This window comes from Microcoleus sp. PH2017_12_PCY_D_A, assembly GCF_020738565.1.
Classification (GTDB): Bacteria; Cyanobacteriota; Cyanobacteriia; order Cyanobacteriales; family Microcoleaceae; genus Microcoleus.
This window is the reverse complement of sequence record NZ_JAEQCI010000149.1, coordinates 1-11,642: the sequence shown is the minus strand read 5'-3', so window position 1 is coordinate 11,642 and position 11,642 is coordinate 1. Positions and strand designations below refer to the sequence as shown.

Sequence of the window (11,642 nt, the reverse complement as noted above, 5' to 3'; positions counted from 1 at the left end):
ACTAATGAGGGGCGAGAAACCGGGTTTCTTCGAGTTTTGTGTTTGAGCTCGATAAATCTCGGGAGAAACCCGGTTTCTGAAACCACTAATGACTAATGACTACTGACTAATGACTACTGACTATTGAATTTTAAATTCCAAAAAGAACTTGAATTCGCTTCCGGATTTTAATAAAAGGAGTTTGTTCCAGAGAGTCGCCATCTAACAATCCCAAATCTCTCAAAGCTTGCTGGCGTTCGGACAATTTTTGAGCAATCTGATCTGCTAAATTCGGCTGTTCTGTTAAAAGTTTTTGCAAGTCGTGGCGCTCCACCACAAACAAAATTGCATCTTCGCTAGTTTTAACAGTCGCGGTTCTCGGAGTTCCCAACAGCAAAGAGATTTCCCCAAAAAACTCGCCCTCGTGAAGCGTTGCAATATACTGATCGGCTTTTTGAGAAAGAACTTCTACAGAACCAGAAAGAATAATATAAAAAGAATCGCCAGGGTCATTTTCATTGCAGACAATCTGTCCTGTTGGAAAAAGTTGTCGGTAGCCGTATTCAATTAACTGCCGCAGTTCTACATCTGTACACTGTTCAAAATAAGTTACTCGCCGCAACAAATCTCGTAGCGTCCAATTATTAGGGGATTTAACCCCTTGCTTTTTAGGCTCGGAAACGGTGGAATTAGATTTGAGTTCGGCTGAATGTTTGGCATTCTGGGGGAAAACCTGACCGTTTGAATGATCGTCTTTGCGATCGTGAAAATGTTTGGTTAACTCTTGCGGGTTCCGCAGCCACAAATCCCGCTGGGGAAATGGGATTTCGATATTGCGGTGGCGCAATTCATAATCTATTAAAAAGTTGACCGCACTTTTAATTTCATCGCTTTTCTGTGGCTGGTCAATCCAAATTAAAAGTTCAAAATCTAAAGCGTTATCTCCAAACCCGCGAAACCAAACTTTCGGAGAAGGATGTGATAAGATATTCGATTCCAGTCTCGCAGCGACTAACAGTGCTTCTGTAACTAATACTGGGTCAGTTCCATAGGCAACGCCGACGGGGATGTGGACGCGGCATCTGGGGTCTCTATAACTCCAGTTAATAATGTTGGTTTCGACAAACTTGATGTTTGGTATGATTACAAATAGTCCGTCGATTGTTTTGATAATTGTGGAACGGATGGAAATATTTTCAACTGTTCCTAATAACTGGTCTATTTCAATAAAATCTCCGACTCTAATTTGCTGCTCAAATAGTAGGGTCAGACCGCTGATAAAGTTGCTGGCGAGATTTTGCAAGCCGAAGCCGAAACCAATGCCGACGACGCCAGCTAAGACGGTGAGAGAACTGAGGTTGAGCCCCGCACCTTGCATGACGAATATACAGCCAAGGGTTGCTAGGATATAGCTGATGATGGTGGAAATTGCTTCTCGACTGCCGCGATCCAATCCCATCCTAACTAGCAGGCTGCGTTTGATTCCTTCACTGATAATTCGAGCTACAATGAAGGCAAATAGAGATAAGATTATCAGTTTGACGATCGCGCTGATGGACAGATGAGTGTCCCCGACATAAAATAGCGGGGTGGCGATCGCACCATACAAATTTTCAAAAAAGCGATCGGCTCGTTCAGTAATCCAATTCATTAAGATTTGGTAATGAGTAAGTGGTGATGGATGATTAGTTTTGGTGGCAACTGAACCGCAAACTCCTCACTGTGGCAGAGTTTATGCGAAAAACTCGAACTGTGGAGTGCGCTGTGTTGCAAAAAGGTCGTCAAGCGCAGCTACCCTGTAGGGAATCGCACTTTCTCAAAGATTTTTAACTGATGGAAAAGCAACTGATGGCGAGAAACTGTTTTGTAGCGGTATTTTCTGCCCGTGATATCTGTGTTGTCATCCAAAATAAGCCCAGCGGCTGGTGAGGCAACCTGTTGCCAATATCTCAAAAATTGGTAGAAATTCATTCGCAGCACCCTAAAATTATCGAAAAATTCCAGCAAAAATTGGTTTATCCTTAAGAAGTAAGTCCTTTACAGAACTTAACAAGCTTACCTTACTTGACTTTTATGCAGTGCATCATCAATCGTCGGGCACAGTTTTCGGCGAGTCACCGGTACTGGCTGCCGGAGTTGAGCGAAGCCGAGAACTTTGAGCGGTTTGGCCCAACTGCCCGCGCACCGGGACACGGACACAATTACGTTCTTTACGTTTCCATGATAGGAGAACTCGACGAGTACGGCATGGTGCTCAACCTGTCTGATGTCAAACACGTCATCAAGCGGGAAGTTACCAAGGATCTCGATTTTTCCTACCTTAACGAAGCGTGGCCGGAATTTGGGCAGACTCTGCCAACTACCGAAAACATAGCACGGCAAATTTGGCTGCGGCTAGCTCCTCATTTGCCTGTGAGCAAAATTCAATTGTTTGAACATCCAGAACTTTGGGCTGAATATTTAGGAAACGGCATGGAAGCTTATCTAACTCTGTCCACTCATTTTAGCGCTGCCCATCGGTTGGCTCGTCCCGATTTGAGTTTTGAAGAAAACTCGGAAATTTACGGCAAATGTGCTCGTCCTAACGGTCACGGTCACAACTATCATTTAGAGGTGACTGTTAAAGGGGAAATTGATGGGCGGACTGGGATGATTGCTGATTTGGGAGCTTTGCAAAAAGCTGTTGATGATTATGTTGTTGAACCTTTCGATCACACTTTTTTAAATAAGGATATTGCTTATTTTGAGAAGGTTGTGCCGACGGCGGAAAATATTGCGGTTCGGATCGGGCAATTGTTGCGATCGCCCGTGAGGGAATTGGGCGCAGAGTTGCACAAGATTAAGCTGATTGAAAGTCCGAATAATAGCTGCGAAATTTACGGTGCAGATTTAGATGCAGCGGCGGATCGTCAGCAAATCGAAGCAGTTTTAGCTGGGGTTTAGAGCTACAAATCGGGAGAGTTGGGGCGGTTTAGCTGGAGCTGAGGCAAATTGTGCAGATTGGTGAAGCCGCCCCGATGATTCCGAGGATGATTGGAGGCGGATGAGGCGCGAGAAAGGGTTATTTGAGGCAAGTTGTGCGGCGAGAATTATTGGCATTTTTCCTGACAAGTCAGACGCAGGGCGTATTTTGGAGATAGTAACCCAGAATTCCTCATCAAAGCTATTGTCACTGCTGAGAGTATGAGGTCGATCGCCCGATCTGCTGACAAACAACACTAATTTCTCCTAGGTGAGTTGACGTTTATGCGAGTCTCAAATGTAGCTCTCTTGACTCTGGCCGCCCTCGCATCCCAGAATGTAACTGCTAAAACTAATGCCGCTCCGGCTGCACCTCCCATCTCTGGTGGGACACCGCAGGCCAGCAACTTTGTGGATGCCATAAATAATACCGTATCTCGTCCGGCAGAGTCAATGAGCGCGCCAGAGACGATCGCCGACGAACAATTTTCTCCACGAATTGCGTTAAAATCCCAGACTGGTTTGCTGGTAGCAGCGGCTGGCGCAGAGTTATCTCCTGCTGTGAAAATCAAAGCGAATCCTCCTGCTAGAGCCACCGATGAACTCACAAAATCTTTACAAGAAACCTGGCTGGCTAAATTGATCGAAACCGGAGTTAAAAGCAGTCCCCAAGTTCGCGACGCTTTTGATCTTATCTCTCTGCGTACAGACAGTGAAGAATCGGGATATGGTTTTAATAATACCATAACTCTGCTGAATATTTTGCTAATTCTCGGTACTGTTTTTCCACCGATGACAATTGGCTTTTTTTGGATGTTCCGGCGGCTGGTAGTCAAACAGTTGGTGAGGGATGCCAATCAAAGATTGCAGGGCATTGGTGTGTTGGAATCAGAGCTGATCAACTCTCGCCAACTGACTCAAAAAATGAGGGATGAATTAGAAGCACAAATGAGTGCAGCTAAACAATCACTTGATTTTTTAACGAGAGAAACTGAACTTTCCAAATCTTCCGTCGAGCAAATTGAGACTCTCAAATCTCAATTTATCATGCGCCTGCAAGTGTTGGTGACAGAAGTTGACGAGAAAAAATCTCAAATTGTGCAAGAAATTTCCCAGGTGCCGGCAATTGTTGCCAAAGAAGCTGTCAAACTCGCACCTGGGCCGCAGTCAAACAATGCACAAAATTCTGCAACAGCACCTGCTAGTGACGGAGAAAATTTGATTGCTGACGGTGAGATCGAGCAAGCCGAAAAGCTTTATTTCCAAGGCAATTATGATGAAGCATTAGCCTGGGTGGAAAAAGCTATTTTAACGAACAAGAATGTGGCTGAGGCGTGGTATTGGCGCGGCAATGTGTTAATCAGATTGCAGCGCCATGAAGAGGCGATCGCCAGTTACGACCAAGCAATATTAATTAAACCGGAGCATTACGAAGCGTGGTACAATAAAGCGAATTTGCTGGGAAAATTGCAGAGGTGCGAAGAGGCGATCGCCTGTTACGAGCGAGCCAGTTCGAGCGAGCTGAGAAAATACGGTTGTTGGCACAGCATAGCAGCTTTGTTGGGTAAATTGCAGCATTACGAAGAGGCGATCGCCAGTTACGATCGCGCCCTGGCTATCAAAACAACCGACAGCGAAATATGGCACAACCGAGGTGCGATGCTGGGTAAAGTACAGCAGTACGCCGCCGCAGTCGATTCTTACGATCGCGCTCTTGAGCTCAATCCCAAGAGATATGAGACTTGGTACAACCGAGGTAATATGCTGTGGAGATTGCTCCGCTATGCTGATTCTGTTGCTTCTTACGATCGAGCTCTCGAAATCCGCGCCGACAAATACGAAGTTTGGTACAATAGAGGCGCCGTGCTGGGAAAAATGCAGCGCCATCAAGAGGCGATCGCATCCTACGACAAAGCAATTGCCATTAAACCGCAGGATTTTGAAGTGTGGCACAATCGAGGCGCAGCTTTCGACAAACTATCACAACACGAAGCAGCAATTGCATCTTACTCCCAAGCAATCACGCTTAATTCCAAGTGTTACGAAGCTTGGTTTGGTAAAGGCGAATCTTTGGCAAAATTGCAGCGCCACGAAGAAGCGATCGCAGCTTACGAAAAGGCGATCGCGATTGTGCCCGACTCCTACGATGCTTGGCACCACTGCGGTACAGCTTTGTCGCAATTAAAACGCTACGAAGAAGCAATGGCAGCATACGATCGAGCCATTGCTATCAAACCAGAAAATGCCGAAGCTTGGCGCGATCGAGGCACAATTGCCTCAGAATTAAAACAGGATACAGAAGGATTTGCCGCAGGCGAAAAAGATACTCAAAACCAGTCACAATCCGATGAATCTTCGGAGATTTAATTAGGCATAAGATCCAGGGTAACTGAGCTGTATTGGAATTTTTTTGGCAAAAATGGTAAACTTATGCCAAATGCTAAAAAAGGAGAATAGTTATGTCTGTTGAAATGAAAAGACGGCTATTTACAGTGCAAGAATATCACTTGATGAGTGAGGCTGGTGTTTTTAGCGATCGCGAACGAGTGGAACTTATCGAAGGAGAAATTATCCAAATGGCAGCAATTGGTAAGCGCCACGCCGCCCGTGTCGATCGCCTTGCGCGAATGTTCAGCCGCATTCCAGAGTCGCTGGTTATTTTTAGAGTGCAAAATCCTATTTGCCTTAATGATAACTCAGAACCGCAACCTGATATTGCTTTAGTCCAACCCCGCGCCGATTTTTACGAAGAATCCTTGCCAAATAGCGAGGATGTTTTGCTGTTGGTAGAGGTAGCAGATAGTACCGTTAATTATGACCGCGATGTGAAAGTACCGAATTATGCGCGATCGGGCATTCAGGAAGTTTGGCTGTGGGATCTTGAAGCAAACTGTTTAGAAGTTTACCGCAATCCCACCGCAAATGGCTATAGTTTAATACAAAACTTTGAGCGCGGTCAAGAATTTTCGCCACTGGCTTTTCCAGATTTTGCAGTGAGTGTTGATTTAATCTTGGGTTAGGCTGATTTTTTGAGATAATTAAACTTTACCCGACTACAAATCGCGACTATATACAAAAAGTAAGGAAGTGAAGTAGGCGGGCAATCGATTATATTTTGGGGAGTCTCAATTCCCAATTACCAATTACCAATTACCCATTCCCAATTACCAATTCCCCATCCCCCAAAAAATAGACTTACTATATAATCAATTTAACTCCTCAAATCAGCGAAAGTTTTATGACTGTTGCTAAACCATTTGAATTGGGAGTCACCCATCTCCCAGACCACACCGAACTGCCCGAGTCTGACGGTACTTTTGTGAAAAACTTTCAAGAACTGCCTCAAAGCATTATTCTCACCGATTCCCTGCGGCCGATTTTGCAACAAATTCACCCTGACGCACGCTACCGCATCGGTCAAGATTGCGGGATTTATTGGCGTTTAACTGACCCTCCCGAACGCGGTGCCGAAGCGCCAGATTGGTTTTACGTTCCCAATGTACCGCCGCTGTTAAATGGTGAGGTGAGGCGTTCCTATGTATTGTGGAAAGAATACGTTGCACCGCTAATTGCAATTGAATTTGTGTCGGGAAACGGTTCAGAAGAACGAGACAGAACTCCACCGCCAGATCCAGATAGAGAAGAACAACAAGAACAAAAACCTGGCAAATTCTGGGTTTACGAACAGGCGATCCGCATTCCTTTTTACGGGATTTATGAAGTGAAAAAAGCGGCTGTGGAAATGTATCATTTAGAAGACAACTGCTATCAGCGCCTGAGTCCGAACGATCGCGGACGCTATCCGATTCCCCAGCTTGGAGTTGAATTGGGAATCTGGCAAGGCGAATATGATGAGATGAATTTGCCTTGGTTGCGCTGGTGGGATAGTGAAGGGAATTTGTTATTAATAGGGGAGGAACGTGCAAAACAAGAAAGCCTGCGCGCTCAACAAGAAAGTCTTCGCGCTGAACAAGAAAGCCTTCGCGCTCAACAAGAAAGCCTTCGGGCAGATCGTTTGGCAGAAAAGTTGCGCCAAATGGGCATTAATCCCGATGAATTGTGATTTTTTTGTTAGTTGTTAAATTTTGGGTAATCGCTCTTTTTTTATGGCAGAAATATCATAAATTGGGAAAGGGCGATTACCTCTGGAATAGCTGAGCTTTACGAGCATTATAAATCGCAAGATTAAAAATATTTAATTTTTAATAAAAATTCTTAAAATTATTGAAAGTTTACATATTTGTAGAATTTTTTATAAAGATTTAATCTTTCCCCAACCTAAGTGCTAGTATCATAATCCTAAAGCTAGGGGTGCCCGAATATCCGGGCTGAGAAAACACCCTTAGAACCTGAGTCTGGGTAATACCAGCGGAGGGAAGCTGTTTATCAAGGACATAAGATATGCGTACCGAATGGATCGCTAAGCGTCAGGGGCACAGCAACGTATCTCAAATGCACTACGCCCGTCAAGGTGTCATCACTGAGGAAATGGACTTTGTTGCTAAGCGAGAAAATCTCCCAGCAGAATTGATCCGCGAAGAAGTAGCGCGGGGACGGATGATTATTCCGGCTAACATCAATCATAGGAATTTGGAGCCAATGGCGATCGGCATTGCGTCTAGATGCAAAGTCAACGCTAATATCGGTGCATCTCCCAACTCTTCCAATATGGAAGAAGAAGTTGACAAGCTTAAACTAGCAGTTAAATACGGCGCTGATACCGTGATGGACTTGTCCACCGGCGGCGGCAATTTGGATGAAATTCGCACTACGATTATCAAAGCTTCACCAGTTCCCATCGGCACTGTACCAATTTACCAAGCACTAGAAAGCGTGCACGGTAATATGGAAAGTCTGACGGCGAATGACTTCCTGCACATCATTGACAAACACGCTCAACAAGGCGTTGATTACCAAACAATTCACGCCGGAATTCTGATTGAGCATTTGCCGTTGGTAAGAAATCGGATTACTGGGATTGTCTCTCGCGGCGGCGGCATCTTGGCGCGGTGGATGCTGCACCACCACAAACAAAATCCTCTCTACACTCACTTTAACGACATCATTGAAATCTTCAAAAAATACGATGTTTCGTTTAGTTTGGGAGATTCTTTGCGCCCCGGTTGCACTCACGATGCGTCCGATGATGCTCAATTAGCCGAGCTCAAAACTTTGGGTAAATTGACTCGCAAAGCTTGGGAACATGACGTGCAGGTAATGGTGGAAGGCCCGGGCCACGTACCGATGGATCAAATTGAGTTTAATGTCAAGAAACAAATGGAGGAATGTTCGGAAGCACCCTTCTATGTTTTGGGGCCGTTGGTGACAGATATTGCGCCTGGATACGACCACATTACCTCAGCAATTGGGGCGGCGATGGCCGGTTGGTACGGTACTGCTATGCTGTGCTACGTGACTCCGAAGGAACACTTGGGATTGCCGAATGCCGAGGATGTCAGAAACGGTCTGATTGCTTACAAAATTGCGGCCCACGCGGCGGATATTGCGCGGCGGCGTCCGGGTGCGCGCGATCGCGATGACGAACTTTCCAAAGCGCGTTACAATTTCGATTGGAACCGTCAATTTGAACTCTCGCTAGACCCGGAACGCGCGCGGGAATATCACGATGAAACTTTGCCGGCGGATATCTACAAAACTGCGGAATTCTGTTCGATGTGCGGGCCTAAGTTCTGTCCGATGCAGACTAAGGTTGATGCCGATGCTTTGACTGAGTTGGAGAAGTTTCTTGCTAAGGAACCTGTAGCGCTAAGCTAACTATATTGCTAGGGCGGGCGGATCAATTCGCCCACCCTTCCCAATTCAAAAGGCACTAACTTTTTGTTTGGTAGATGACAAAACATTCTGCATAACTTCTTTCGCCACAGCTTTTACCACATTAATACTGACGCTATTGCCCAGTTGATAGTAAGCTTTATCATCATTGGAATGCAGTACAAAACTATCGGAAAAACCTTGTAACCGTGCGGCTTCGCGGGGAGTGATCCGGCGGAGTCTGCGGTTGTGATAAACACCTAATTTATTTGCATCGCTGGCAACAATTGTTACAGAAATCTTCTGCGGATCGAGAAATTTATAGACTTCAAAGGAAAAGTTACCCGATACAGGTTTGTACAAATCGTTGTTCCGCTGTAGGTACTTCTTGGCAACCAGTAAATCCAGAATCTCATCTAGATTGGGATGAGAAAAAAAAGTAGCGATTTGCTCTTTAGTTAATAGCTTACCATCTTGGCTATGCCCAAATTCCTTATTGCGTCTTTTCAATATAAAACGATTCATCAACTCAATTTCGTCTAAACTGCACTCGCCTCGCAAACCGAGTTCCCAAGAGTGAATCGAATTGCCGCCGCGATAGTCAATTAGTCGCATTCCGTGCAAGCGATTTAAATCATTGTTAACGATTGGTTTCAATGCCTTGACAAATTCTGGCGAGCAATCATATTTTTGGTCTGGATTGTCTTCCAAAATATCTGCAACTGCGACGGGTTTACTCAACGGGGAAAATAAGGATAACTGTTGATGGTTGCAGGAATGGGAATCTTTTGGGCCTAAGTCGGAAATTAACCCAAATTGGGGCGAAGCATTTAAAATTCCTACTAGGTAAACTCGGACGCGGTTTTGGGGTAAGCTAAAGTTAGAGCTGTTGAGCAAAAAGTAATCGAAGCTGTAACCTCTACTGGTAATTTCGTGTTTAATTGTTTCGAGGGTTCTGCCGCCGTCGTGGCTGACAAGTCCCCGGACGTTCTCGAAAATAAATGCTTGAGGTTGAGCGGTATCAATTAGCCTCATTATTTCAAAGAACAGGGTTCCTCGTGTGTCGCCAAAACCTGCTTTTTTGCCTGCACCGGAGAAAGACTGACAGGGGAATCCTGCTAGTAAAATATCGTGTTCTGGTAGTTGGTTAATTAGTCGGATGTCGCCTAATGGTGTGTGGTTAAAGTTTTTGTGGTAAACTTTTTGAGCGTCGGGATTGATTTCACTGCTTAAGAGGCATTCTGTTTTCAGATTCAAGGAATGCGCGGCTGATTCAAAGCCTAATCTCATGCCGCCTATTCCTGAGAATAGGTCGATAAAATGGATGGTTTTCATAGCATTAAAATGGCTGGTTAAGATTGATATCTTGCAGCATTTTTAACAGGAGGCAGAGCGAAAGAATCTTCGTTACCAGGTAGAACCTGGTAACGAGAGAATTAGAAAGCATCTGCGTTACTAGGTAGAAGGAGTAGCACAAAGCTAGTCGATGGGTGGGGGCGGGTTTACAAATCCTCTGGTTTTAAGGCAGAGTTCAGGGCTCACGGGCCCCTACGGGATTTATGTTTATAGTGTTATTTCGATCGCCCAACCCAACTAAGCCTACAATAAATTTACATCCCTATTTCTTGCTACTAATCCATTCCTTAAGATCCGCGATCGTAAAAACGGCCTGAAAATCCAATCCCTGCTCGCGGTACAACTCGGCTCCACCTTGCTCTCGATCGATCAGCGACAACACTCGATCGACAATATAACCCGCTCCCCGCAGCCTCTCCACCGCCTGCATCGCCGATTTACCCGTCGTCACCACATCCTCCAACACCGCAACATTCGTCCCTGAGGGCAAAATCGGCCCCTCAATATACGCCATTGTGCCGTGTCCCTTGGTCTCCTTGCGGACAATTAGCGCCGGAATCGATCGACCTTCCAGAGCCGAAACCACGCTTACAGCACTTACAATCGGGTCAGCACCCAAGGTCAAACCGCCCACAGCCTGCACTTGAGGTGGCAGCATCGAGAGGAGTACGCGACCCGTCGCCAAAGCACCTTCAGCGTGCAAAGTCACCGGTTTGCAGTTGATATAATAAGAACTTTTCTGCCCCGAAGACAGCACAAAATCGCCTTCGCGGTACGCAAACTCACACAATAAATCCAAAAGTCGATCGCGCAACACATTTAAATCAGCAGCATCCATAACTTACAGCTTGTAGGAAACACAAATAATCCGCCGATAATCAGTTTATATTGGAACCGTAATTAATCTAGAAGCTGAAATATATGAGTCAAAAGTTAAAAAGCCTCAGCAGTGCGTTGATTCTGGCGATCGCCTCTGCCGCACTGGCATCCGTCAAACCTGCCCAAGCAGATACAGCCCGATTTAGCCCCGTTGACAACAACTTCAACCGACAATTCTTTGAAGCTTCAGGAGACTTTTATCACAACGTCAGCTTGCAAGGTTACATGGGCGACTATCTAGGCATTGGTTCCCCCAGCGGCGTAGTTGCCTTTCCCGAAAAAGAAATCGAGCGCGATGCCAGCCGCATCAGCGGCCTCTACCGACGAGTCATGCAGCGACAAGTTTCCAGCGATCCCATTCTTCGCGTCCCGGATGCCACCAATCCCTTTGACGCCTCAGTCATGGCCTTACCTCCAGCTTGCCAGCTAGCACCTCAAGCGAGCGGTTGTTTCGCCACTCCCGCCGGAGTCCAAGAGCAGTTTCCTCCAGCACAGCAGCAAGATTCGCAGGCAGCACCGGGCCCGGTTAGAGGACTGTACAATGTATCCCCGGCTCGTAGAAATTAATTACCGATGATAAAATTGGTTCGTAGTGAGGACTTTAGTCCTGATTTACTCTAAGTCAAAGAAAGGACTGAAGTCCTCACTACAAACCTTAATTATCGACGAGAAAATTGGTTCGTAGTAGGGACTTT

10 protein-coding genes and 1 riboswitch are annotated in these 11,642 nt (G+C 45.8%); of the genes, 6 read left to right on the top strand and 4 right to left on the bottom strand.

Features of this window, described 5'->3' with window-relative positions:
* Positions 1-130 precede the first annotated feature (130 nt).
* Positions 131-1,630, bottom strand: coding sequence for a cyclic nucleotide-binding domain-containing protein (locus JGK39_RS29685; protein ID WP_293260986.1), 1,500 nt, complete (start codon positions 1,628-1,630; stop codon positions 131-133).
* 422 nt (positions 1,631-2,052) lie between these two features.
* Here JGK39_RS29685 and JGK39_RS29680 point away from each other — a divergent pair, with 422 nt between their 5' ends.
* Positions 2,053-2,922 (top strand): 6-carboxytetrahydropterin synthase, encoded by an 870-nt coding sequence (locus JGK39_RS29680; protein WP_293260983.1) that lies wholly within the window; start codon positions 2,053-2,055, stop codon positions 2,920-2,922.
* Here the strand turns inward: JGK39_RS29680 and JGK39_RS29675 are convergent.
* Positions 2,908-3,195: a hypothetical protein gene (locus tag JGK39_RS29675; RefSeq protein WP_293260980.1), complete on the bottom strand. Its 288-nt coding sequence runs from the start codon at positions 3,193-3,195 to the stop codon at positions 2,908-2,910. The genes JGK39_RS29680 and JGK39_RS29675 overlap by 15 nt on opposite strands.
* Positions 3,196-3,225: 30 nt before the next feature.
* Here JGK39_RS29675 and JGK39_RS29670 point away from each other — a divergent pair, with 30 nt between their 5' ends.
* From JGK39_RS29670 to thiC, 4 genes are all read left to right on the top strand, one after another.
* On the top strand, positions 3,226-5,307 hold the full coding sequence (locus JGK39_RS29670) for a tetratricopeptide repeat protein (protein WP_293260977.1): 2,082 nt from the start codon (positions 3,226-3,228) through the stop codon (positions 5,305-5,307).
* A 92-nt stretch (positions 5,308-5,399) separates the two neighbouring features.
* The gene (locus tag JGK39_RS29665; RefSeq protein WP_293260974.1) at positions 5,400-5,960 is read left to right on the top strand and encodes a Uma2 family endonuclease; all 561 of its coding nucleotides are present in this window, start codon (positions 5,400-5,402) and stop codon (positions 5,958-5,960) included.
* 218 nt (positions 5,961-6,178) lie between these two features.
* Complete coding sequence (locus JGK39_RS29660; RefSeq protein WP_293260971.1) at positions 6,179-7,003, top strand: Uma2 family endonuclease; 825 nt, start codon at positions 6,179-6,181, stop codon at positions 7,001-7,003.
* Between the two features lie 234 nt (positions 7,004-7,237).
* Positions 7,238-7,334: riboswitch (TPP riboswitch) on the top strand.
* A gap of 7 nt (positions 7,335-7,341) precedes the next feature.
* Positions 7,342-8,715 carry a phosphomethylpyrimidine synthase gene (gene thiC, locus JGK39_RS29655; protein ID WP_293260968.1) on the top strand — a complete coding sequence of 458 codons (1,374 nt, stop codon included), beginning with the start codon at positions 7,342-7,344 and terminating at the stop codon, positions 8,713-8,715.
* Between the two features lie 45 nt (positions 8,716-8,760).
* Here thiC and dcm read toward each other — a convergent pair whose 3' ends face one another.
* Both dcm and pyrE read right to left on the bottom strand, forming a co-directional pair.
* A complete protein-coding gene (dcm, locus tag JGK39_RS29650) occupies positions 8,761-10,047 on the bottom strand; it encodes a DNA (cytosine-5-)-methyltransferase (RefSeq protein ID WP_293260965.1) in 1,287 nt (428 codons plus the stop codon).
* 283 nt (positions 10,048-10,330) lie between these two features.
* A complete protein-coding gene (pyrE, locus tag JGK39_RS29645) occupies positions 10,331-10,906 on the bottom strand; it encodes an orotate phosphoribosyltransferase (RefSeq protein ID WP_293260962.1) in 576 nt (191 codons plus the stop codon).
* A gap of 83 nt (positions 10,907-10,989) precedes the next feature.
* Between pyrE and JGK39_RS29640 the strand changes: the two genes are divergently transcribed.
* Entirely contained in the window at positions 10,990-11,514 is a 525-nt protein-coding gene (locus JGK39_RS29640) for a hypothetical protein (protein ID WP_293260959.1), read from the top strand.
* Positions 11,515-11,642 lie beyond the last annotated feature (128 nt).

Bases quoted from the DNA above. Each gene is read 5' to 3' on its own strand.
- JGK39_RS29685 (WP_293260986.1), bottom strand. From the start codon at position 1,630: ATGAATTGGATTACTGAACGAGCCGATCGCTTTTTTGAAAATTTGTAT.
- JGK39_RS29680 (WP_293260983.1), top strand. From the start codon at position 2,053: ATGCAGTGCATCATCAATCGTCGGGCACAGTTTTCGGCGAGTCACCGG.
- JGK39_RS29670 (WP_293260977.1), top strand. From the start codon at position 3,226: ATGCGAGTCTCAAATGTAGCTCTCTTGACTCTGGCCGCCCTCGCATCC.
- JGK39_RS29665 (WP_293260974.1), top strand. From the start codon at position 5,400: ATGTCTGTTGAAATGAAAAGACGGCTATTTACAGTGCAAGAATATCAC.
- JGK39_RS29660 (WP_293260971.1), top strand. From the start codon at position 6,179: ATGACTGTTGCTAAACCATTTGAATTGGGAGTCACCCATCTCCCAGAC.
- thiC (WP_293260968.1), top strand. From the start codon at position 7,342: ATGCGTACCGAATGGATCGCTAAGCGTCAGGGGCACAGCAACGTATCT.
- dcm (WP_293260965.1), bottom strand. From the start codon at position 10,047: ATGAAAACCATCCATTTTATCGACCTATTCTCAGGAATAGGCGGCATG.
- pyrE (WP_293260962.1), bottom strand. From the start codon at position 10,906: ATGGATGCTGCTGATTTAAATGTGTTGCGCGATCGACTTTTGGATTTA.
- JGK39_RS29640 (WP_293260959.1), top strand. From the start codon at position 10,990: ATGAGTCAAAAGTTAAAAAGCCTCAGCAGTGCGTTGATTCTGGCGATC.